Origin of the sequence: Streptomyces sp. AK010 (genome assembly GCF_014207295.1) — a bacterium.
GTDB lineage: Bacteria > Actinomycetota > Actinomycetes > Streptomycetales > Streptomycetaceae > Streptomyces > Streptomyces massasporeus.
In genome coordinates this window covers 1-22147 of sequence record NZ_JACHCX010000039.1, presented here as the reverse complement: position 1 = coordinate 22147, position 22147 = coordinate 1, and the positions used below count along the sequence as shown (strand labels likewise).

Sequence of the window (22147 nt, the reverse complement as noted above, 5' to 3'; positions counted from 1 at the left end):
TACCGGGGCTCCGCTCCTCATGTCCGGCGAAACCGCTGCCTACGGCCCCCTGGACAACCCCGCCCGAGCCATAACTTCACGGCCTTGCGGCTAGTCCTGAACGCCGACGTGGCCGGGGAGGGTGACACCCTCCCCGGCCACGTGTCGTTTCAGCTGCCTTCCGTGCCGCCGATCACACACTCATGTGGCGCTGTCGACTGCAAGTGCTGCATTGATGTGACAGATGGCTGGTCGCAATGCTCGACCTGGTCCCGGAGGAGAGACAGTGCGTGATCATCTACGACCGGCTCTTCCTCGGAGGGTCCTCGGTGTCGCCCGGCGGCCCGGAGCTCCTCGACATCGCCTCGCCGCACGACCGGTCGGTGATCGGGCGCGCGGCCCAGGCGCAGCCGGCCGATGTGGACCGTGCGGTCGCGGCGGCGCGGGCCTCGTTCGAGGCGGGGGTGTGGCGTACGACCCCGCCGGGGGAGCGGATCGCCGTCCTGCGGCGGGGCAACGCGCTGTGCGAGGAGAACGCCGAGAAGGTCGCGCACCTGATCTCCCAGGAGAACGGCTCGGCGGGATGGTTCACCCCGGCCGGCCAGCCGGGCCTGACCCGGCAGGCCGACGCCTGTCTGAAGGCGGCGGAGGAGTTCGGCTGGGAGGGGACCCTGGTGTCCTCCGACCCGGCGTCCCCGGTGCGCAGTGTGGTGCGCCGCGAGGCGTCGGCGTCGTGGCCGCGGTGATTGCGTGGAACTCGCCGTTCTCCTCGGCCACCGCGAAGATCATCCCGGCTCTGCTCGCGGGCAACTCCGTGGTCCTCATGGTGTCCCCGGAGAACTCGCTGGGCATGGGCTTCCTCGCCGAGCTGCTGGAGAAGGCGGGCCTGCCCGAGGGCGTGATCAGTGTTCTGCCCGCGGACCGGGAGACCAGTGAGTACCTCGTGTCCCACCGGGAGGTCGACAAGATCGCCTTCACCGGCCCGACGGAACCGGCCGTCGCATCGCCTCGATCGCGGGGGAGCAACTCAAGCGCGTCAGCCTGGAACTGGGCGGAACGTCCGCACTCGATGCGCATCGCACAGGAGGAGATCTTCGGCCCGGTCCTGGTCGTCATCGCCTACGACGACGAGGACCAGGCCGTCCGCATCGCCAACGTCTCCGAGTACGGGCTCTCCGGCGGCGTCTGGTCCGCCGACGCGGCCCACGCGCTTGCGGTCGCCCGCCGTGTCCGCACCGGCACCGTCACCGTCAACGGCGCCCCGGTCGCCCTCGACGGCCCGTTCGGCGGCTTCAAGGCGAGCGGCATCGGCCGGGAGCGCGGCGCGGTAGGCCTCGGGACCCTGCACCGAGTACAAGACCATCACCGTCTGATGCGCTGACGGAGAATCGTCACCTGTTTGACGGGTGACGCGGCGAGGGGCAAGCTGGTGTCCGTCCATGGCAACGGCTGATGTTGAAGGGGAGGCCCGTCATGGGCATGGAACTGTCGACGGACACCGCCGCGGCGGCGCGGCACGCACGGTCCGGCAAGCTTCCCGAGCGCATCCGACCCGAGGACACGGTCGAAGGAGCCAAGGTCACGCCGGGCGGCGGAGCGAACGCGTACAACGAGCCGGTGCAGGGCCGGAGTTCACCGGCGACCAACTTGGGCAGCGTGCTCTTGCCCGCGCCGTTCGGGGCGACCAGGCCCGTACGGCCGGTCGTGACGGTGAAGGACAGGTCGCTTGAGACAGGGGTGTCGTCGGGCCAGGAGAAGGACAGGTTCGAGCACACGACGGAGGCGTCGGACATGGAGATGACCTCGGGGTACTACGGACAGAGAGAGCTCTGCCCTGGGCAGACGCGGGAAAGGGAGTACGACGAGCCGGCCACCTCGGCGGCGCTTCCTCAGCGCGTCCGGCGGCCGTCAGATCCGGGTCTCACCCCGAGATGTCGTCGTCACCCACCACGTCTGTGACTCCTCGAAACAAGGTCAACGTCACCGGCAGCGCAACAGCAGCCGCGCCGGAAAAGCTGCTCGGTTCCAGCGGCACCGGTCCAGTGGTCCCGTGGAGCGCTCTGGTCCGGTGCTCCGGAAAGCACAAAGGCAAGGAGTTCTCTCCTTGCCTCTCCTAACTTATAGCGCACCGGGGGGCTTGCGGCAAGGCCCGGGTCTCGGCGCAGAATCATCAGCCGAAGCCACGACCTGCGGAAACGGGGACATGAGGTGCGTGTGTCGGAGATTGAGACGTGCTCGACCAGCGGTGCGGCAGAACCGGAGGTATCGCGATGACCGAGCAGTACGTGCTGGATCTTCAGGAGGTGGACGAGACGCAGCTCGCGCTCGTCGGCGGCAAGGGGGCGCACCTGGGCGCGCTGGCGCGGATCGACGGCATCCGCGTACCTGGCGGCTTCTGCGTGACGACGCACGCCTTCCGGCAGATCATGGCGCAAGCGCCGTCGATAGGGGAACTGCTGGATCGGCTGTCACGCCTGAACCCCGACGACCGGGAGGCACTGCGCACCGTCAGCGCGCAGATTCGCCGGACCATCGAAGGGATCAGCATCCCCGGCGATCTCGCTGCGGCGGTCACCGGTGCGCTCTCCCGGCTCGGCGAGCAGACCCCCTGCGCCGTCCGGTCCAGCGCGACGGCGGAGGACCTGCCGACGGCCTCCTTCGCCGGCCAGCAGGACACCTACCTGAACGTCGTGGGGCCGACGGAGATCCTCCGGCATGTCAGCCGGTGCTGGGCCTCGCAGTTCACCGAACGGGCCGTGACCTACCGTCAGCACAACGGCATCGACCACCGTACGGTCGACATGGCTGTCGTCGTGCAGCGGATGGTCTTCCCGGACGCGTCGGGCATCCTCTTCACGGCCGACCCCGTCACCGGCAACCGGAAGGTCGCCACCGTGGACGCCGGCTTCGGTCTCGGCGAGGCCCTGGTCTCCGGTCTGGTGAACCCGGACGTCTTCAAGGTGCGTCAGGGCGAAGTCGTCGCGAAGGCGATCGCCGCCAAACAGCGCGCCGTCCACGCCCTGCCGACCGGCGGAACACAGGAGGTGGAGATTGACGCGCGGCGGCAGGAGCAGCCGGCCCTGACGGATGCGCAGGTCGTGCGGCTCGTCCGTCTCGGACGGCGGATCGAGGAACACTTCGGCCATCCCCAGGACATCGAATGGTGCCTGGTCGACGACGACTTCGAGATCGTGCAGAGCCGGCCCATCACGACCCTGTTCCCCATCCCCGAGGCCCCCGACCAGGGGAATCGCATCTACGTCTCCGTCGGCCATCAGCAGATGATGACCGACCCCATGAAGCCACTCGGGCTGTCCATGTGGAAGCTGACGGCCATGGCGCCGATGACCGAGGCCGGTGGGAGACTGTTCGTCGACGCCACGCGGGCCCTGTCCACACCCACGGGCCGCGCCGGCCTTCTGGACCTGGTGGGGAGGGGCGATCCACTGACCCGGGACGCGCTGGAGACCGTCCTCGACCGCGACGACTTCCTCCCCCTGCTCCCGGACCCGGCTCCCGGCGGGCCCCCGGCCGGCGGCGCGCCCGCCCCGATCGAGACCGATCCGGCCATCGTCAACGGGCTGATCGAGCGCAGCCAGGCGTCCATCGCCGCACTGCGGCGCGACATCGCCACACAGACCGGACCCGCCCTGTTCGACTTCCTGACGGAGGCCTTCCAGGAGCACAAACGAGTCCTCAGCGATCCGCTCAGCCATCAGGCGATCATGGCGGGGATGGAGGCCACGTGGTGGCTCAACGACAAGCTGCACGAGTGGCTGGGGGAGAAGAACGCGGCTGACGCGCTCACCCTGTCCGCCCCCGACAACGTCACGTCGGAGATGGGCCTGGCGCTCCTCGACGTCGCGGACGTGATCCGCCCCCATCCGGAGGTGGTGACGTTCCTGCAGAGCGTCGAGGACGACAGCTTCCTGGACGAACTGCCGAAACACGCGGGCGGGACCACAGCGCGTGACGCCATCGAGGGATACCTCGACCGCTACGGCATGCGCTGCGCCGGCGAGATCGACATCACGAGGCCCCGATGGCGCGAGAGCCCCAGCACACTCGTGCCGGCGATCCTCGACAACGTCAGGAACTTCGAACCCGGCGCAGCCCAGCGGCGCTTCGAGCAAGGCCGGCAGGAGGCGTGGAAGAAGGAACAGGACGTGCTGACCCGCCTGCGGGCCCTGCCCGACGGGGAGAGCAAAGCCGACGAGACACTGCGGATGATCGAGCGGGTCCGCACCTTCGTCGGCTACCGGGAGTACCCGAAGTACGACATCGTCAGCCGCTACTTCGTCTACAAGCAGGCCCTGCTGGCGGAGGCCGAACGCCTGGTGCAGGCCGAGGTGCTCCCGGAGAGGGAGGACATCTTCTACCTCACGTTCCAGGAGCTGCACGAGGCCGTACGCTCGCACCGGGTGGACGACGGGCTCGTTTGGCAGCGCAAGGAAACGTTCCAGACGTACCACGGGCTCACCCCGCCCCGGGTGCTCACGTCCGAGGGCGAGACCGTCAACGGGGCGTACCGGCGCGACGACGTGCCGGACGGCGCCCTGATCGGCCTGCCGGTTTCCGGCGGGACCGTCGAGGGGCGGGCCCGCGTCATCCTCGACATGGGGCAGGCCGATCTCGAGCCCGGCGACATCCTGGTCACGGCCTTCACGGACCCCAGTTGGTCACCTCTCTTCGTCGGCATCGCGGGCCTCGTGACAGAGGTGGGCGGCCTGATGACCCATGGCGCGGTGATCGCACGCGAGTACGGCTTGCCGGCCGTCGTGGGCGTCGACCGGGCCACCCGACTGATCCGGGACGGCCAGCGGATCCGTGTGCACGGCAGCGACGGGTACGTCGAAATCCTGTCCTGACCGAACGTGCTCGACGGGCCGGCGTCCTGCCCTCGCACCGGCGCCAGGGCCCGGCGCTACGCAGCACCTCGACCGAACCGTTGTCCGCGCCGGTCGCCGGTGCGCCGGCCGTTGCGGGCGCCCGGGGTGGAGCGAGGGCGGCCCGGTGGCGCGGCACCGTCAGCTTCTGTGTGTAGGTGGCCAAATGGGAGCTGTCGCCATGGAGGGAGGTGTCGATGTGCAGCAGCGTGGCCATGACGGTACTCCTGAGGACTGTCGGGCTGCCTCGGCGCGGCACGCCTTGTGCGATGCCCAAGAGCCTGCTTCCTCAAGCGGAGTCGAGGTCCAGTCGATGTGATCCAGATCATGGCGAGCTGGTGGCACTGGTTCTTCCTCGAGCAGACCGACAAGGTCGCCGAACGCGTCATCGACGCTGAGCCCGATGCCTGGTACAAGGCCACGAGCGAGCGGATGGGCACCGAAGCGTACGAGGACTTGCGGCGCGCGATCCACGATCCGGCCACCGTGCACGCCCTGTGCGAGGACCAGGGTGCCGGCCTCGGCGTCGACCGCGAGCACGACGTCACCGACCACGAGCTGGCCGACGCATCGCCCGTCCCCTGCAGGCGCTGTGGGCCACCGAACCCGTCTGATGCGCGTCAGACCGAGGCATGGGGAGCCTGGCGAGGTACCGGGCTGCTCGTACGCATCAGGTGATCAGGGCCTGCTCCATGGTGGGGTGGCAGGGGATGAGGGTGTCGACGCCGACCAGTTCGAGAACGCGCATGACGCTTTTCTGGGCTCCGGCGATGCGCAGCCAGCCGTCTGCCTGACTCACCTGCTGGTGGGCGGCGACGAAGATGTTGATGCCGCTGGAGTCCATGAACGTCACGCCGCTGAGATCAGCGACTATCCGCGGCGGGACCGTCCCGTCCTCGATCAGCAGGGCTTCGCTGAGCACGTGCCGAACGTCGTGGTCGATCTCGCCCCGCAGCGCCACGACACGGACGCCTCCGGTCATGTGGTGTTCGGCGTGGAGCCGGCCCGGCCGGTCCGCTTCCTCGAGCTGGGACACCGTCTCCTCGATTGTGCTTAGGCTTGCCCGGTCAGAATGTGCGAAGTCGATTGTGCCCCACCGCCCCGGACGGATGCACCCGCGCGGCTGTGCCGAACAGCACTCTTTCGGCATGTAAGGCAGCGAAACGGGTACCGGCGCGCATGAACGGGGAGTGAGGGCGAGGCCAGTGAAACCTGATGCCGACGGTGACGGCTGTACGACGCCTGACGAGCATCTCATGCGCGTCGGGTATGCCTTGGACGGAGACGACAGCTGTATCGCGGACGCCCGCCGTCACGCCGCCGCTTTCCTCGACCGGGCGAGCGCCGAGCAGCATCTGCCCGTCTCCGCCCGTGCGAGGGACCTCACGGCGCTGGTGGTCAGCGAGCTCGTCACCAACACCCGCAAATACGCTCCGGGTCCCGTCCTGCTGCAACTGCGTATCACCGCCCGCGTCGTGGAAGTCACCGTCTGGGACAGCGACCCCACCATGCCCGCGGCCCGGGCCGCCGACCCCAACAGGATCGGGCAGCACGGCTTGGAGATCGTGAAGGCCGTGGCCGAGGACTTCGCGGTGCAGCGGGAGGCGGTGGGCAAACGCATCACCGCCCGCATCCCCTTGGCCGACGGCCCCGGCCGCGATTTCTGACCGCCGCGACTTCCTACGACCGCGACCCGTCGCGCGTCAGAACCCGTCTGTGAACCTGCTTGTACGCAACAGCGTTTGCTGCGGGTTGCCGTGGGTCTCGTGCGGCAGGACGCTGCGCGCAGAGGCCGGGACTTGTCGCCGGCGGAAGATTGCCGGCGTCCCGCGCCGAGGGGTGGTGGGCACCATGCCCACGAGCACGAAGGCCGGGAGCGTTCCCGCGCGCCGTACGAGGAGATCATCGCCGAGGACCGGAAGCTCATCGAGGTCGATACGAAGATCCAGTTCAAAACGGTGACCACGCTTTGGAGGTCGAGCCGATGAGGCCGCACGGCGGCTCGTCACCGGCTGCCTATGAAGAACTGCTCGGGGTGCGGGAGACCTTGTAGCTGTATGCCGAAGACATCGGCGTCCCTTACACCCCCTGGGCCCCGGCGGCCGGGCCGCCCGCTCCGGTATCGACTCTGCACTCGCGCGCTGCCCCGCGGCAGACCGCGCTCTGCCCCGGGTGCGGCGTTCCAGGCCCTGACACGGCCCCCCACGCCTCTTGACCGCCTGAGACAATGACCGGATGACAGCAGCACCGGATGCGAGGGGCACGGAGCTCGGGCGATACCTGAAGGCCCGCAGAGCGCAGGTACGCCCGGAGGACGTCGGTCTCCGGCCGGAGCGGGCCTGCGCCGCACTCCCGGACTGTGCCGCGAAGAGGTGGCCGCACTGGCCGGAGTGAGCGTCGACTACTCCATCGGTCTGGAGCGCGGCCGGGAGACCAACCCGTCGCCCGCCGTCGTGGACGCCCTCGGCCGCACTCTCAGACTGCGCGGCGACGGATACGAGCGCCTGCACGAACTCGCCGAACTGGCCTCCGGCCGCCCTGCCGAGCTACCGGCCTGCTCGGACCACACCGTGCGCGACTCGGTGCTGCGGATGCTGGAGTCGGTGCGCCCGCTGCCCGCCTATGTGGTGAGCCGGTACAACCGCGTGCTGGCCGCGAACCCGCCCGGGCGACGGCTCATGCCCGGGCTCTGGGACTGGCCGGAGGACCAGCGCAACCTCACTCGCTACGTCTTCCTCCACCCGGCCGGCCGGACGCTCTACGAGCCGTGGGAGGAAACCGTCGCCCTGTCGGTCGCGCATCTGCGGGCGGTCGGCGGGGCCGACCCGGACAGCCCCGAACTGACCGCACTGGTCGGCGAACTGATGCTGAAGTCGACGCAGTTCGCACGACTCTGGGAGCGGTACGACGTCTGCGAACGCGGCGGCGGGCAGAAGTCCTTCCGGCATCCCAAGGTCGGACCGATGACCCTGCCCTACGAGGTCATGCGGCTGGCCCGGACGGGCGGCCAGCGCATGATGGTCTACCAGGCAGCGCCCGGCACGCCGGACGAGACGGCCATGCTGCGCCTGGAGTCCACGCCCACCCGCGACGAGCCGGGATCCCCGGTGCTCAGCCGTTCTTGACGGACTCTGCGATCCGCAGGGCGGCCTGCGCGGCCGTGAGGTGCGTGGTGTCGATGACCTCGGCCTCGCCGTGCAGCCATGTGCGGGCAGCCTCGGCGTAGGGCTCGAGGTGTTCGAGCCGGAACGAGGAGGGGCCCAGAACGGTGTCCCCCTCGATGCGCCGACGGAGCGTGGCCTGGTCGGCGTGGAGGACGAAGTGCCGTACCTCGATGGCATGCTCGGCGAGGCCCGCGATGATCTCGCGCCAGTACTGCTCGACCAGGACGGTCATGGGCATCACCAGAGTGCCGCCGGTGTAGTCGAGCACGCGACGGGCCGTCTCGACCACGAGTGGCCGCCAGGGCGGCCAGTGCTGGAAGTTGTTCGTCGAAGGCAGCCCCGGCTTGATGTCCATGAGTGTCTCGCCGACCTTCTCGGCGTCGAACACCCGCGAATCCGGGAGGAGTTGCTGCACAAGTGCACTGGTCGTCGTCTTGCCTGCGCCATGGGTGCCGTTCAGCCATACGATCACGGGACCCCACGCTAGCGCCGTGCGGCCGCGATCGAAGCGTGTTGGTCATCTTCTGCCTCGTCGTGGGGTATCGCCGGCGTATCGAAAGCCGCATACGCCACCGCAACGGCCCTGCGCATAACACGGGTCCGGCGGTGCCACCGGACCTGGTGCCGACCCTCACCGATCCCTTTCAGCGCGGCACGGAACGCGTACGCACCGACGAGCACGCGGGCGCGGGGCTGGGCCTGGCCATCGTGCACAGCGTCGTCCGTGCCCTTGACAGGACCCTCGGCCCTGTCGCCCGCCCCGCCGGCGGTCTCGTCGTCACGGTCCGGCTTCCCGGCACGTCGTAGCCGGCGGGGTTCGGGCATGCCCCCGCGTCGTCAGCTGTCGGAGCCCTCGGTCTGTGCCCCGGCCTCCGGCGCGGCCGCCGACTGCGCGGCGGGCGCGGTGTAGAAGACCGACCTGCCCTGCTTCGAACGCTCGGCCTGACTCTTGGCAACGAGTCCCTCGAGCGTCACGCGTACGACCTTGGCCGCGATGTCACGGTGGGGGTGGGCCTGGCCGAGCGCGGTGGAGATCTCCGCGGCGGAGCGCGGTTCCTTCTGCACCGCAAGGTGGCGGCGAATGAGCTCGACGAGGGTGGGCTCGCCTGACTTGGCGGCGCCCGCTGCTGTCGTGGTGGAACCGGCCGTCCTGGTGCTACCTGCTGACTTGGCGGTGGCCGCCGCCTTGGTCGTACCCGCTGACTTGCCGGCGGCAGCTGACTTGGCGCTGCTCGTCGTCCCGGCCGCGGACTTCCCGGCTGCCCGCTTGGCCTGCGCGGCGGTGGACTTGCGTGCCTTCTGCTTCCCGCCGGCCGCGGCACCGTCCTTCTTCCGCCGCGGAGAGGGCAGCACGGCACTCGCGGAGTCGGAGTCGGAGTCGGAGGCGGACTCGGTCGGCGGCGCGGTGATGCCGAGTGCCTGGTGCATGCTCACCAGCACGCCGTGGTCGCGCTGCAGAGCGGCAAGCTGCTCCTGCAGCGACGCGATCTCCGCACTGACACGTTCCTGCTCCTTGACGTTAGCGTCGAGGTCGCCGGCCACCTGGGCGATGTACTGAGATGCCAGTTCGGTGGCGGGAGTTGTCGTCTCGGACATGCTGCGTGCCTTTCCTCGGCGTGGGAGGCGTACTGCGGATGGTTGCCTGTCCGGGAGCCAGGCCCGGCGGCCCGGTAGGACGCCGTATGTGCCGCGAGTTGCCTCGGTGTAGCGATGGTACGGACCGACGAAGCAGGTTGTTCCCCTTGAGCATCGTCTTTCCTCGGAAGGGAGAGAATGCTCCGATGCCCGGGCCAGGCCGATATGGACGAGGAAGGGCTCTGGCGTTCGTTCGTAGCGGCAGAGGCGTCGGTGGCGGCCCAGGACGCAAGCAGTGCAAGGCGTGTTCGGACGGTGAGCCGGGCTCGGCGGCGTAGACGGTCAGGGTCAGGCCGGGGTCGGCGGCCGGCTCCAGGCCCTCGAAGGCCAGTGTGAGCTCCCCGATCACCTCGTGCCGGAAGCGCTTGGTCCCCCTGCCGTGGCGGCGGACGTTGTGGGCGCCCCAGCGGGTGCGGAACTCCTCGCTGCGGGTGGACAGTTCACCGCCGAGATCGTGCAGATCCTTGTCGTACGGATTGCGGCCGGCCTCGGTGCGCAGGATGGCGACGGCGATGCCGGCGAACAGGTCCCAGTAGGGGTAGAAGCGCCGCGACGCGGGGTCGAGGAACTGGAACCGCGCGAGATTCGCCTGTTCCCGGGGGCGGCGTAGATGTCACGGTAGAACGCGCCGGGCGAGCTGATTGGTCGGGACGATGTCCATGCGGCCGGCGCGCACGAAGGCGGGCCCGGCGGTGATGGTGTCCAGGGGCCACTGCAGACTGCGGTGCGGTTTCCACTGCTCCTTGGTACGCCGGCGCCGGGGGCGGGTGAGGGCGTCGGACCCGTCCGCGACCTGTGCCAGGTTCAGCAGGTGGGCGCGTTCGGCGTCGTCCAGCTGCAGCACGCGGGCGACCGTTTCGAGGACGGCCGGGGAGACGCCGGCGAGGTTGCCCCGTTCGAGCTTGGCGTAGTACTCGACGCTCATGCCGGCCAGGGCCGCGACCTCACTGCGGCGCAGCCCCGGCACGCGGCGCCGGGACCCCGCGGGCAGCCCCGCCCGCTACGGGCTGATCTTGGCCCGCCGCGAGGTCAGGAACTCGCGGACCTCATCACGCTTGCCCGCCCGAAGAGGAGCACTGGCACGGTGCCGCCCCCGACCGCTTCACGGAACACATCGCCCTGTGGGAGGGCACCGGCGACGCCACCCCAAAAGACCCGGTGGGCCGAGCCCGTCACCGACGAGCGGTACGACGGCCCCCGCACCCGCAGCAGGTAACCCGCGCCGTGCCGGCTGAAGGCGCAGTCTACGACTGGTTGAGGTTCACCACCGGGTTCTGCCACCACGCGGCACTCGCGTCGCGCAGGGTGTTGGTGCCGCAGTGCACTTCGCCCATGCCGAGGTGGTACGTGTACCAGTCGTCGATGTACGACACCGTCATGCCGACCCGCCGGTAGACGGCGGTGACGGCCTCCGTGAAGATGTCCTTGCCGTTGACGACGGGCCCCCACTGGCGTGGCGCGAGGTAACGGTCGCGCCCCAGGAGCAGGCCGTTGACCGCACCGGGAACGTACGCACCGGTCGTCACCGTCGCCGGAGCCGCCGCCCGCGGGGCCGGATTCCCGGCGAGCCACTTCTGCTGGCCATGGTCCCCGAGGCCGTCCACGAGGTCGGAGCCGGCGCCCATGCGCGTCAGGCGGGGCACGGGAATCTCCTGCCCCTCGGCGCTCAGAGCCTCCGAGCCCCGGGTGTACAGCGCCGGCACCCGCACGATCTCCTCGTCGGTGACCCCGGTCTCCCGCTTGAGAATCTCCAGGTTGGCCGCGATGCGCCGGGCCGCCGTCTCGTTGTCGGCCACCAGGTGACGGGAGGCGAGCGCCTGGTCGATGGTCTCCTTGGGCGCCGGGGTGTCACCGTGGCCCGGGACGGAGAACATCTTCGTGTTGCCGTGTCCGTCGCGCTTGGCGTCGCGCAGCAGCCGCAGCCCCGCCTGCGGGTCCGCGACCCCGATGCGCCAGCCGCGCGGGGTGTCGGCGGGCAGGAACTGCACGAACTCGTCGACATGTCCCACGCTCAGCCATGAGGTGTCCAGCAGCAGCGGGTCCTGCATCCCCTGGGACGTGAGCAGGGTCCGCATCACCTTCGACGGACGCGCCCCGCTGTCCTTGCGCTCGCCCATGATGATCCGCCCCGCCGGGAAGGAGCGATCGCCGTGCGCGTAGGGCGGGACGGTCTCCAGGTTGCCCATGGAGTTGAGCGACCAGTCGTCGGGCTCCGCCGGGTCGTTCACCTGCACAACGCCGACGTCCCGGCCGCGCACCCGCTCGAACAGTTCCCGGCCCGCGTCCCGGTCCGGCTGTGCGGAACGCAGCATCACGCGCATCACATGCCGCCGGCCGCCCGGTCCGGTCATGCTGACGTAGGCCGGCTCGACGAAGTCCTGGGCCCAGCGGTCGGCGTACTTCTCGAAGGTGATCAGCGGCTTGGTGATCCCCGCCTTCTTGACCTCCTTTCCGAGCGCCTTGACGAACTCCCGCTGGAGGCGGCTGTCCGGGCCATCGCCCTGGACCTCGGACACCAGCACCTGCTGTGTGTTCTGCAGGTGATGCTGTGTCAGCAGCGGTGCGACGCGCAGGGTGACCGCGTCGGAGGTGGACTCCCGCCCGGACGTCATCGTCAGGCGGACCACGGCGCGGCCGTCCCATTTCGCGCTGTCCCGGACGACATCGGTGGCCTCGACGCCGAACTCCACACCCGAACGCAGCTCGGCGGCCGTCAACCTGGTCGCGGACGTCACGAGGATCCACTTTCCGGCGCGGTTGAGGAAGAGGTGCGCGTGCGCGCCACCCGTGGCGATCTTCAGGCTGCCCGTGGCGTTCTCGGGGAGGTCCGGCAGGGGCACGGAACGGATTCGGGCGAGGTCGGCGGCGTCCTCGGCGCCGTTGACCTTCGTGTCCGCGCCGTCGTTGCAAGCGGCCAGCTTGGCGTCGGACAGCGGTGCGCCACCGGGCCCGGTCGCCGGACACCGCTTGCTGTCGTCATCGACGTTGGGCAGATACACGGCCCCACGCTCGACGGACCAGCCGTCCTCGCCGGTGTTGTCACTGCCACTGGCGACATCGATCCGCCCGTCACGGTTGACATCCGCCCGCAGATCCGCGCGCCCGCCTGCGTCGGCGGCGAGGGCGGAGCCGGCCGGCCCGGCCAGCACCGATCCTGCGGCAGCCATGGCCAGGACCACCGACCCGGACGGGTACAGACGCGACCGCATACGTCTACGTGAACGCACAGCACGTTCCTCTCAGTTGGGGGGCTCCGCCCTGCAAGAGGAGTGACAGTGGCTGTGCGTTCACTGTGCGGCGAGAGTTGCTTCGTACGAATGTGCCGACAGCACGGTGGTCGAGCCGCTGGGGCGCAGGACCTGTCGGCCGGTCAGGCGATGGACGCCGAAACGATGGCGGACACGGCGAGGTTGCAGGAGGCCGTCACCCAGACCGCCGGATGAGGCTCCTCCTCAACCAGCGTCGCCCCCAGACGCCCGGGAGTGACGAGGTCCACCACCAGGAACGCCACCGCCATCATCACCAGTCCCAGCAGCCCGAACGCCGCGGTCGAGACCAGTCCCTTGCCGAAGTCCTCGTACGTCGTCCATATGGACGTGAACACGATGCCGCCGATCCCGAGCAGCGCGGAGCTGAGGACCGTGGCGGCGTTGCGATTGCGCTGTTCCCAGATCTGCCGGCCGAGCTTTCCGGGCGTCAGCACGTCGACCAGGACGATGCCGAGGACCAACAGAACCAGCCCCAGACCGCCGTATGCAGTGGCCCGCCCGAGTCCGTTGACGATGTCGCTCATGGGGTTGCCAACTCCGAAGCGTAGAGATCATGAGTGATCGCGGTCAAAGAGAGGCAAAATGTAGCGCACACGCGCCGCCCGCCGAACGGCGCCCGGCTCACCGCGAAGGACCACCGGCGATGGCGCGAAGGATGGCCGGCGGGGGCGCGAAGGATCGCCGGCGGGGGCGCGAAGGATCAATGGCGATGGCACAAAGGGGCACCGTCGACGGTCGAGGTGATGCGCGTCACTGCCTGGCCGCGTCCTTCGGGGCATGCGCGATCATGGCGGGATGGACGCTCGCTTCCTCGGCATCACCGAGCTGACCGAAACCCCCTCCGTGGCGGTCGTGATCGACGTCATGCGTGCTTTCACGGTCGCTGCCTGGGCCTTCGGCCAGGGCGCGGAAAAGATCGTTCTCGCCGAGTCGCTGGACGAGGCCCTGGCCCTCAAGGACCGCCACCCGGACTGGGTGGCACTCAAGGACGGCCCGCCCGCGCCCGGGTTCGACACGGTCAACTCGCCGGGCCTGCTGCGGTCTCTCGACCTCACCGGCCGGACCGTCGTGCAGAAGACCACGGCAGGGACGGTCGGCGCCCTGGCGGTCAAGGAGGCCTCGCTGGTGCTGTGCGCCGGCTTCGTGGTGGCGGAGGCAACGGCTCGGCTGCTGCGGACGTGTGCCGGCGGCAGTGCCACATTCGTGGTCACGGGCGAGGACGGGCAGGCCGACGAAGACCTGGCGTGCGCCGAGTACATCGCCCGGAGGGCCACCGAGCCCCGGACGGACGCGGCCGGCTTCCTCCGCCGCGCCGGAGAGTCGCGCGCCGCCACCGAGCTGGCGGAGGGTATACGTCAAGGAGTCCACCCCGACGACGTCGCACTCTGTCTCGAGCTCGACCGATTCCCCTTCGCCATGGTGGCGGCCCCGGAGGACTCACTCATGGTGCTCCGTCCCACGCGCGAACCCGTGCCGGGCCCGGGGGAGGAGTCCCGATGAGCCGACCCGGAGAACGCGAACCCGTCCTCTTCCACACCCAGGGGCGCGCCGCCCGCATCACGCTCAACCGGCCTCGCGCGCTCAACGCCCTCACCCACACCATGGTCCGCCGCATCGACGAGGCGCTCACCGCCTGGGAACGGGACCCCGCCGTGGAGACCGTCGTCATCTCCGGTGCGGGGGAGCGCGGCCTGTGCGCTGGCGGTGACATCCGCGCCATCCACGACGACGCCCGTGACGGTGACGGCACGGCCACCGCCGCGTTCTGGCGCGACGAATACCGCCTCAACGGCCGCATCGCCCGCTGGCCCAAGCCGTACGTCGCCGTGATGGACGGCATCGTGATGGGCGGGGGTGTCGGTGTCTCGGCCCACGGCAGCGTCCGTATCGTCACCGAGCGGTCCCGGGTCGCCATGCCGGAGACCGGCATCGGCTTCGTGCCGGACGTGGGCGGCACCCACCTGCTCGCCGAGGCTCCGGGGGAGCTGGGCACCCATCTGGCCCTGACGGGCGCTCAGATCAACGCCGCCGACGCGCTGTTGTGCGGGCTCGCCGACCACTACGTGCCGACGGCCGCCCTGCCGGATCTCCTGGACGCCCTTGCCGAGTCGCCCGTGGGGGAGGCCCTGGCTCCCTACGTGCGGACCCCCGAGGAGGGCGCGCTGGCCGCCCGGTGCGACTGGATCGACGCCTGCTACGCCGCCGACACCGTCGAGGAGATCGTGCGCCGGCTGCTCGCGCACGGCGACCCCGCTGCGAAGGAGGCCGCGGAGACCCTGCTCGCCAAGTCGCCGACCGCCCTGAAGGTCACCCTCGCGTCCCTGCGCCGCGCCCGGAAGCTCGGCACGCTGGAGTTGGTGCTGAACCAGGAGTACCGCGTCTCCTGCGCGGCCCTGGACACACCCGACCTGGTGGAGGGAATCCGCGCCCAGGTCGTCGACAAGGACCGCAGGCCGCGCTGGTCACCGAAGACCCTGGGCGAGGTCACCGACGCCGAGGTCGAGCGCTTCTTCACTCCGCTCGGTGAGCAGGAACTCGGTCTGTCGCCGGCCATGTGCTGAAGGAACATGACTCGCCGGCGGTGCCGTGGAACGGACTCGTGACGGGAAGCCGGGGCGGCGAAGCCTCCGGCGCCCCATCGGCGTCATCATGGGTCAGAGCATGAGCAGCAGCCGCGTATTGGGGACGAGTTTCCGGTTGACGCTGGTGCTCTGCACGAAAATGGTGAAGTGGTCGTTGTGGTCCGGCTTGACGCGGACTTCCGTGTCAGGCAGGCCGAGCAGGGATCGGGCCTCGGGTCCCGTATAGACGCGGTCCGTCTTCTTTTCCAGCACCGCGATCTGCTTTTGTGCCTGGACCTTCTCCGACTTGCTGAGCTCGTAGAACGCCCCACCGGTCCTATAGGTGTGTCCGCATTCGACGACCCACTCCTTGATACCCGCATTGCGGGCCACCGGGATCAACTGGTACTTCGACGGATCGACCGGGGCGAGGCCGGCCGCCTTGATGGTGTCCTCGTTGACCGCTTCAGCCCCGGTGGAGAACACCGCACGCGATCCCCGGATGCCCTGGGTGCGGCCCACCATGAAGTTCTCGGTGGCCTGCCGGATGACCTGCCCGGCCTCCTCCAGGCCCTGCGTGCTGGTGGCGTCCCATATGGCGATGTTGTCCTTGGGGAAGCCGCACTGCATGGCCTCCCGCTTGCCCATCTGGTCGGGCACCAGCACGGCCAGCGTCCAGTTGTCCTGCTGCCGCTCGATCATCTCGGCCACGGCCTGGACCAGTTGGCGTGGATTCCTGACGGGGGCGTCCTGGCAGCGGTGGCTCGCGTTCTCCTGTCCGTCGGTGAGCACGAACGTCAGGAAACTGTGGTCGCCGTACAGCTGGGCCGTCTGGGCCAGCTCCCGCTGCGACTTCAGCGCGGCCGCCAGGAGGGCCGTCATTCCACCCGTCCGGTAGAGCTGCTTCAGCGACGGCATGCGCAGCACGTCCTTGTCGTAGATGACGCACTCCACCTTGTCGGCGAAGACGTACACCGTGACGCGGGTTTCCTGGTCCAATTCCCTGGAACGGCGCGCGAGATAGGCGATCTGCTGGTCTGCGACGTCGACGACTTTCCGGCTCAGGTGCGACATCGACGAGCTCGCATCCAGCACCAGAGCAACGTGATTGATGTAATTCTGGGTTCCGGACATCACAGCTCCCCCTTGTTCCGACTTGATGCTCCAATCCTCTCACCCACCACTGACAATCGATCTTGGTTCCGGTGCCGGCCTAGGACAGCAGCATGCGCGTCCAGGCGACGGCCAGGAGCCCGCAGACGAGTGTGAACAGGCTCTGCACCACGGCCGTCACGGGCATCCTCAGTCGGGCATGCACGACGGCGCCGACCGCTGCCACGGCCGGTACGCCCCAGACGACGCACCAAACCAGGACGGGAGTGCCGCTCGACTGCACGGGGCGCGAGGAATGCGGCGCGTGGGCGGTCCCCATGCCGACCGCGACGAGCAGCAACCCGGCGAAAACGACGATGACCGCGTCCGCGACCAGGAGCAGCACGGCAACGCCGACATCGATCAGTCGGGAAGGGCGTTCACGCCGGGCAGGCGTCGGGGAGCCCTGGTCGTCCGCGGGCGGAGATGCCATGACCCGACTGCACCACGGAATGACAGGTTCGGCACCGTCCGGGACGGTGAAGGAGCCGTACTGTGGCCGGGCCCGCAGCGGTTGTTCGCGCTGGGACTCCGCCGACGCGACCAAGATGCTCGCAGCCCGTACCGGTTGAGGATCTCGTTGACGGGCTGGTGCTGCCTTCCAGCCAGGAGTGACCTTGAGCCTCGCCGACCGCCACATCACCGCCCTCGTGCGGCAGATCGCGACCCAGGACATGATCGAACTCGTCCACCCCTTCGCCGAGTGGCAGACGTTCGGCGCGCTCAGCCGCCGCAGCTACGCCGCCGACGCCGTGACCGTCACCCAGCTCGCCGTCGACTGTGCCCGCGAGATCGAGCACCCGTGCTGTGAGGCCACCGCCCTGAACAACCTGAGCCAGATCCTCCCCGACTGCGGCAGGGTGGACGAGGCGGTGGAGGTCGCGTCAAAGAGCCTGGACATCAGCCGGACACGCGGCGACCGGATGCGACAGGCCACGGCATTGACCAGCCTCGGGGCCTCGCTGCAGCGCGCCGAGAGGTTCGAGGACGGGGTCAAGGCCCATATGGAGAGCCTGACTCTCGGCAGGGAACCCGGCGACCAGGGCTGCATCGGCGAGGCGCTCATGGGCCTGGCCGACACGACGAGGGCGGGAACCAGCTTCCGGAGCGGTGCTTCCAGACGGTGAAGCAGCTGATGAAGACTGCGGTCCACGGCGTTCGCCCCTCCCAGGCACTCACCGCCTGGCGGAACAGGCTCCGCCCACCGACCACCTGAGCCAAGTCGGTCAGTTCGAAGAAGACACGAGAGGCGTGTGAAAGCTCGTCCCTACTGACTCAGCAGTGCAGCAAGTCGGGCGGCCGTCTTCTCTCCCGCCCGCTGTTTGATCAGGCCCTCTTTGGCGGCTGCACGGAGCTTGACCTCTGTGCGGTTCCCCGTGCCCCTTGTCACCAGCGCGGTGACCACTACGGGGTTCATCCCGCCGGCACCGCCACCGGTCACGACACGGATCATCTCCTGGTCCCTGCCCGATTCGAGATGCGCGGACCTCCCGGACCGCCCCGCCCGCTCCAGTACTCCGATGACGCGCCGCACGGCATCGTCGAACGGCAAGGGGACGACAACGTCGATCTCGTGGGCGTTCTTCTTCAACAGCCGGGCCACGAGCCCGGTCAAACGACCACTGCCCCCGCTCACGGCACCCAGCGCGGCAAGCTCTTCCACCAGGATCTGGTCCTCGCTCCGGTCCACGCGTCCACCCCTTCACTGCCTGAAACCTTCCTGCACCCTCCGCCCCATGAGGGCCGGACGGTGCAGGTCCTGTCACTTCGCCTGTTCATGTCGCGGTCGACCGGCGTCAGATCACCTGGTCCAACTCGGCCTCCATCTGTGACGTTTCGACATCACGTGAGAGGGCCTGGGCGAGCAGCATCCGCAGCACGAGCACGATGAGCGCGACACCCAGGATGGCCATGCCGATCCCGCCCATGATGACAGTGACGCCCGGTCCTCCCGCTGCCCCGGCGCATTGATGATGGTGACGGCGAACCAGCGGAGGGCGGCCGTCACGATCGAGCCGATCACGGCGTCGACGTACCGGAAGGCGGCGGGGGAGAAGACGGTTCTGCCTCGCACCATCGTCACCAACCGCCCTACGCAGACCGTGGCGACCTGTGCCGCGATCATGCCCAGGATCGTGATCACGCGCAGTGGGGTCAGCGGGAGCGACCCGTCCTCCGGGTCGGTTGCCAACGCCCACACCATCGACACCTGCACGAAGACGGTGCCGACGAGCACCACCGCGAGCACAGCACTCAACGCACCCAGCGTCAGTTCCCCATCGCCCATCCTTCCATCGACGCCCGATGGGAATCTATCGAATGTCGATAGATGAAGCAAAGGCTGGGACGGAGAATGGGGGACATGTTTCTGCCCGTCAGGAGGGCAACCCTTGAGCCGCTTGATCAGTCTGGTGTGCGGAACCAGAAATTCAGCAGTGCTTTCCCGCCAGGAGTGACCTTGAGCCTCGCCGACCGCCACATCACCGCCCTCGTGCGGCAGATCGCGACCCAGGACATGATCGAACTCGTTCACCCCTTCGCCGAGTGGCAGACGTTCGGCGCGCTGGCGTACATCGCGGAGTGCTACGGATTCCGGTACGCCGACGTCCGCCTGGTCGGCAAGCACAAGATGGCGCACATCCGCATGGTCCGGGACACGAGCCCCCAGGCACAGCAGCGCGCGGCGGCCAACATCGCGGCTTTCCCCGACCCCGGCCCCGGACGGCCGGTGCCGGGCATGTACCCGGGCTCGCTCACGCCGGTCCCCGAGGCGCAGGAGGACGTCGAACTGATCACCACGCTCATCCGCTACGACGCGGCCGGGGCCGCCGCCAATCGCAAGCAACTGCTGTCCATGGCGTGGGCTGGGCCGGTGCTGTTCCTGCTGCTGGCCGTGCTGACCGGAAAGTACGCCGCTCCTCCTGCCCCTCGCCGTCCTCACCCCGGCGTTCCTGCTGGGCGCACTCCGGATCAACACGACCCGGCGCGCGAAACTGGCCGAGCGGCTGCTGGCTGCCGGGTGCACGCCGGTGCGTGACGAGGCGGGGCGGGAGCGGTTCGTGCGTCCGCTGCCCTACGCGGTGTAGGCCGACAGGACAACGGTATGGCGGTGGCGTACGGGCGAGGCCTGTGCGCCACCTGCTTCTCGTAGGGTTTCGCCTTCACTGCTCGACAGCGACTGCATGCCACCGTCGAGTGCCGGGCCCTCGAGGACCCCGTCCCATGGCACTCGCGACCCTTACGCGTCCGTGGTGCGGGAGCGCCGGTCCCCGCGACGTCGCAGATACAGCGGCAGCGCGTACCAGCAGAGGCCGAACCACAGCATGACCCCGGCGACGAGCACTTCGGCGAGAACGCCGGGAACGACGAAGCGGAGGATCAACAGGAGCGTGCAGCCGATGGTCAGGGCGAGCAGGATCATGCCACACATCATCAAACGGCCGGCGGCTTCGACTACCTCGTCCTTCATGCGCTGCCCGGACAGGAACCGGTGGATGGAGACGGGAGCTATGAGCGCTCCGGTGGCCGCTGCCCCGAGCACCACGGTGGTGACGTAGATGGCGCGGTCCAGCGTCTCCAATTCCCTGAACAGTGGGGTGAAGGCCACGCTGAGCAGAAAGCCGAAGAGGATCTGCACGCCCGTCTGTGTGACTCGGGTTTCCTGCAGTATCTCGTTCCAGCGCCGGTTGACTCGCTCCCGCGCTGTCTCGGGCTCCTCGGGGCCGGGTCTCGCACCCGGGCTGTCGTGCCGCGCGCAGCACGCGCTGCTCCCGCCTTCCGGCTCGACGGGTCGATCCGTCATGGTCATGGCATCCTCCCTGTTCCAGAGGATCCGTCTGCCCCGCCGTTACGCATTTCAAGCAGGCATTCCTGGCGGCGCAGGGAAACGAGCAGCGCCCTGCGCGGCCAGCCGTGCGGACCGACATCTTCATGGGCTTTCAACGGCGGACCCGGGGGCACGTTGAACGTCATGACGACCGGGGAGAGGCGGGGAGACCTCGTGCCATCGACCACTGATGCGACCGTACTGGCCTACAAGGGACTCGACGGTATACCTCTCTGGCTGTTGTTCGGGATCGCAGCCCTGGCTCTCGTCATCCTCGGCGCGGCACGGCTCCGCAAGCGCAGCTAGGGCCTGATAGCACCCGCGTCGAGGTCACAAGGTGGTGGCTTCCCACTCCCACGGATTGGCATGGATCTGTTGCAGGAGCTCGGTGAAGGCGGTGCCGTCCTGAAGAACGCCGCTGACTTCCGCAGGAATCCGTTTGTCGTTGATCACCGCGGTCGGTGTGCCCGGCCCTTCGGGCTCCTCCGCTCCTCCGGCCCGCTCGTAGGCCTTCTGTGAGGCGGTCGCGAAGTCGCGGTACTTCATGTTCTTGACGGCCGCGTCGAACGCCGTGCTGCGCAGGCCCTCGACCTGGCCGGCCAGCTTCAGCAGGTAGGCGTCGGTGTAGCCGTCGACGCTCTCTTCGGGCTGGTTGAGGTAGAGCACCTCGTGGTATGCCAGGAATTTGCCCTCCTGCAGCGCCGCACGCACTGCGTTGACCGCCTTCTTGGATCCGCTGCCGCCGAGGCCGTCGTCGAGGAAGGAGGCCAGGGTGTACTGCGCTGTCGCGGTACGGTCGAGCATTGCCTTGCGCAACTGCGGGCCCCCGCCCGAGGTCTCGAACTGCTCGCAGACGGGGCAGCGCAGGTCCTCGTACAGGTGCACCCTCACCTTGGCGTCGGGATCGCCGACCATGATGGTGGTGCCGTCCGCACCGAGCTTCTCGGGCAGGTCCTCCGTACTCTCGAACGCGGGGCGCCGCTCCGGCGGCACATCCGCCCGCCCGCAGCCTGCCAGCGCCAACACCACGGCAGCGCACCACACGACCCGACTGCCCCCACGCACCATGCGTCATTAGTGGGCCCCGGGAAACGGCGGTCAGCGGCGGGTGGTGGTGCCGGGCCCGGGCGCGAAGCCGGTCCGGGGCGAGAGCCGGATCAACAAGGTGCTCACTGCCGTGCGGATGTTCCTGGTGCATGCCGTGGTGAACAAGGCCGCTCCGGCCTGGGTGTTGGAGCAGATCTACGAGGTTGCCGACGACCGTGACCTGCCCCAGGAGGCTCGCGGTGAGAGCGGCGCCATGCTTTATCGGATGCGGGCTCGCCACCGGCTCCAAGAACCCGAGACCGCCATCGACCGGGCTGGCGACGACGAGATCGTCGCCCTGTTCCTGCAGTGCCGCTCCGCGCGCGACCGTCTCATCCTGCTGCTGTTGTCGCGGGTCGGACTGCGCCCGGGGCAGGTTGCGGGCCTGCGCCGCTGTGATCCGCATCTGCTGATGGACTCCCGCACGCTTGGCTGCGACGTCGAGGGCGCCCACGTGCACGTCATCCGGCGTGAGAACGAGAACCGCGCCTGGTCTATTGATCCGAAACTCAAAGGGTTCTATTCGAGGATGTAGCGGACGTGCGGGCCGCCGAAGTAGCCCCGGACGATGTGTGGCTGGCGTTGGCGT

Annotated in this window: 18 protein-coding genes and 7 pseudogenes; 12 read left to right on the top strand and 13 right to left on the bottom strand. The window is 69.1% G+C overall.

What is annotated here, in order from left to right; all coding sequences use genetic code 11:
• Positions 1-269 precede the first annotated feature (269 nt).
• Positions 270-1352: pseudogene (locus HDC93_RS36830) on the top strand (aldehyde dehydrogenase family protein).
• A gap of 234 nt (positions 1353-1586) precedes the next feature.
• On the opposite strand, the pseudogene HDC93_RS36825 reads toward HDC93_RS36830, so the two are convergent.
• Positions 1587-1772: pseudogene (locus tag HDC93_RS36825) on the bottom strand (ATP-binding cassette domain-containing protein); the annotation flags it as partial.
• Between the two features lie 477 nt (positions 1773-2249).
• Between HDC93_RS36825 and rph the strand changes: the two are divergent.
• Both rph and HDC93_RS36815 read left to right on the top strand, forming a co-directional pair.
• Positions 2250-4847: a rifamycin-inactivating phosphotransferase gene (gene rph / locus HDC93_RS36820; RefSeq protein WP_185015124.1), complete on the top strand. Its 2598-nt coding sequence runs from the start codon at positions 2250-2252 to the stop codon at positions 4845-4847.
• Positions 4848-5195: 348 nt separating this feature from the next.
• A pseudogene (locus HDC93_RS36815) lies at positions 5196-5467 on the top strand (alpha/beta hydrolase); the annotation flags it as partial.
• A gap of 68 nt (positions 5468-5535) precedes the next feature.
• On the opposite strand, the gene HDC93_RS36810 reads toward HDC93_RS36815, so the two are convergent.
• Positions 5536-5901 (bottom strand): STAS domain-containing protein, encoded by a 366-nt coding sequence (locus HDC93_RS36810; protein WP_311774727.1) that lies wholly within the window; start codon positions 5899-5901, stop codon positions 5536-5538.
• A gap of 220 nt (positions 5902-6121) precedes the next feature.
• On the opposite strand from HDC93_RS36810, the gene HDC93_RS36805 reads away from it, so the two are divergent.
• Both HDC93_RS36805 and HDC93_RS36800 read left to right on the top strand, forming a co-directional pair.
• On the top strand, positions 6122-6532 hold the full coding sequence (locus HDC93_RS36805; protein WP_185015122.1) for an ATP-binding protein: 411 nt from the start codon (positions 6122-6124) through the stop codon (positions 6530-6532).
• A 568-nt stretch (positions 6533-7100) separates the two neighbouring features.
• Positions 7101-7990 (top strand): annotated as a pseudogene (locus HDC93_RS36800) (helix-turn-helix transcriptional regulator).
• On the opposite strand, the gene HDC93_RS36795 reads toward HDC93_RS36800, so the two are convergent.
• On the bottom strand, positions 7977-8501 hold the full coding sequence (locus HDC93_RS36795) for an AAA family ATPase (RefSeq protein WP_185015121.1): 525 nt from the start codon (positions 8499-8501) through the stop codon (positions 7977-7979). The pseudogene HDC93_RS36800 and the gene HDC93_RS36795 sit on opposite strands and share 14 nt — an antisense overlap.
• A 119-nt stretch (positions 8502-8620) precedes the next feature.
• On the opposite strand from HDC93_RS36795, the pseudogene HDC93_RS36790 reads away from it, so the two are divergent.
• Positions 8621-8836, top strand: a pseudogene (locus tag HDC93_RS36790) (ATP-binding protein); the annotation flags it as partial.
• 30 nt (positions 8837-8866) lie between these two features.
• Here HDC93_RS36790 and HDC93_RS36785 read toward each other — a convergent pair.
• The 4 genes and pseudogenes from HDC93_RS36785 to HDC93_RS36770 all read right to left on the bottom strand — a co-directional run bounded on the left by HDC93_RS36785 (position 8867) and on the right by HDC93_RS36770 (position 13457).
• On the bottom strand, positions 8867-9625 hold the full coding sequence (locus HDC93_RS36785; protein ID WP_185015120.1) for a hypothetical protein: 759 nt from the start codon (positions 9623-9625) through the stop codon (positions 8867-8869).
• A 227-nt stretch (positions 9626-9852) separates the two neighbouring features.
• Positions 9853-10697, bottom strand: a pseudogene (locus HDC93_RS36780) (helix-turn-helix transcriptional regulator); the annotation flags it as partial.
• 211 nt (positions 10698-10908) lie between these two features.
• Positions 10909-12873, bottom strand: coding sequence for a protein-arginine deiminase domain-containing protein (locus HDC93_RS36775; RefSeq protein ID WP_185015119.1), 1965 nt, complete (start codon positions 12871-12873; stop codon positions 10909-10911).
• A gap of 161 nt (positions 12874-13034) precedes the next feature.
• Positions 13035-13457 (bottom strand): DUF350 domain-containing protein, encoded by a 423-nt coding sequence (locus tag HDC93_RS36770; protein WP_185015118.1) that lies wholly within the window; start codon positions 13455-13457, stop codon positions 13035-13037.
• Positions 13458-13728: 271 nt separating this feature from the next.
• On the opposite strand from HDC93_RS36770, the gene HDC93_RS36765 reads away from it, so the two are divergent.
• Both HDC93_RS36765 and HDC93_RS36760 read left to right on the top strand, forming a co-directional pair.
• Positions 13729-14433 (top strand): 2-phosphosulfolactate phosphatase, encoded by a 705-nt coding sequence (locus HDC93_RS36765; RefSeq protein ID WP_185015117.1) that lies wholly within the window; start codon positions 13729-13731, stop codon positions 14431-14433.
• A complete protein-coding gene (locus HDC93_RS36760; RefSeq protein WP_185015116.1) occupies positions 14430-15494 on the top strand; it encodes an enoyl-CoA hydratase/isomerase family protein in 1065 nt (354 codons plus the stop codon). Before HDC93_RS36765 ends, HDC93_RS36760 begins: the two co-directional genes overlap by 4 nt.
• A 93-nt stretch (positions 15495-15587) precedes the next feature.
• Here the strand turns inward: HDC93_RS36760 and HDC93_RS36755 are convergent, their stop codons facing one another.
• Both HDC93_RS36755 and HDC93_RS36750 read right to left on the bottom strand, forming a co-directional pair.
• The gene (locus tag HDC93_RS36755; protein WP_185015115.1) at positions 15588-16628 is read right to left on the bottom strand and encodes a vWA domain-containing protein; all 1041 of its coding nucleotides are present in this window, start codon (positions 16626-16628) and stop codon (positions 15588-15590) included.
• Between the two features lie 79 nt (positions 16629-16707).
• Positions 16708-17079 (bottom strand): hypothetical protein, encoded by a 372-nt coding sequence (locus HDC93_RS36750; protein WP_185015114.1) that lies wholly within the window; start codon positions 17077-17079, stop codon positions 16708-16710.
• Between the two features lie 184 nt (positions 17080-17263).
• Between HDC93_RS36750 and HDC93_RS36745 the strand changes: the two genes are divergently transcribed.
• Positions 17264-17773 carry a tetratricopeptide repeat protein gene (locus HDC93_RS36745; RefSeq protein ID WP_185015113.1) on the top strand — a complete coding sequence of 170 codons (510 nt, stop codon included), beginning with the start codon at positions 17264-17266 and terminating at the stop codon, positions 17771-17773.
• Positions 17774-17913: 140 nt separating this feature from the next.
• On the opposite strand, the gene HDC93_RS36740 is transcribed toward HDC93_RS36745, so the two are convergent.
• Together HDC93_RS36740 and HDC93_RS36735 are read right to left on the bottom strand one after the other, a co-directional pair.
• Positions 17914-18336: a hypothetical protein gene (locus tag HDC93_RS36740; RefSeq protein WP_185015112.1), complete on the bottom strand. Its 423-nt coding sequence runs from the start codon at positions 18334-18336 to the stop codon at positions 17914-17916.
• Positions 18337-18442: 106 nt separating this feature from the next.
• Positions 18443-18933: pseudogene (locus tag HDC93_RS36735) on the bottom strand (DUF2975 domain-containing protein).
• A gap of 171 nt (positions 18934-19104) precedes the next feature.
• Here HDC93_RS36735 and HDC93_RS36730 point away from each other — a divergent pair.
• Complete coding sequence (locus HDC93_RS36730; RefSeq protein ID WP_260419988.1) at positions 19105-19683, top strand: hypothetical protein; 579 nt, start codon at positions 19105-19107, stop codon at positions 19681-19683.
• Between the two features lie 201 nt (positions 19684-19884).
• Here HDC93_RS36730 and HDC93_RS36725 read toward each other — a convergent pair whose 3' ends face one another.
• Positions 19885-20454, bottom strand: coding sequence for a DUF6328 family protein (locus HDC93_RS36725; RefSeq protein WP_185015111.1), 570 nt, complete (start codon positions 20452-20454; stop codon positions 19885-19887).
• 192 nt (positions 20455-20646) lie between these two features.
• On the opposite strand from HDC93_RS36725, the gene HDC93_RS39120 reads away from it, so the two are divergent.
• Positions 20647-20778 carry a hypothetical protein gene (locus tag HDC93_RS39120; protein ID WP_260419987.1) on the top strand — a complete coding sequence of 44 codons (132 nt, stop codon included), beginning with the start codon at positions 20647-20649 and terminating at the stop codon, positions 20776-20778.
• Positions 20779-20802: 24 nt separating this feature from the next.
• On the opposite strand, the gene HDC93_RS36720 is transcribed toward HDC93_RS39120, so the two are convergent.
• Positions 20803-21540, bottom strand: a complete 738-nt coding sequence (locus HDC93_RS36720; RefSeq protein WP_185015110.1) for a thioredoxin domain-containing protein — start codon at positions 21538-21540, stop codon at positions 20803-20805.
• Positions 21541-21649: 109 nt separating this feature from the next.
• Here HDC93_RS36720 and HDC93_RS36715 point away from each other — a divergent pair, with 109 nt between their 5' ends.
• Positions 21650-22093 (top strand): hypothetical protein, encoded by a 444-nt coding sequence (locus HDC93_RS36715; RefSeq protein ID WP_185015109.1) that lies wholly within the window; start codon positions 21650-21652, stop codon positions 22091-22093.
• Positions 22094-22147: the final 54 nt, after the last annotated feature.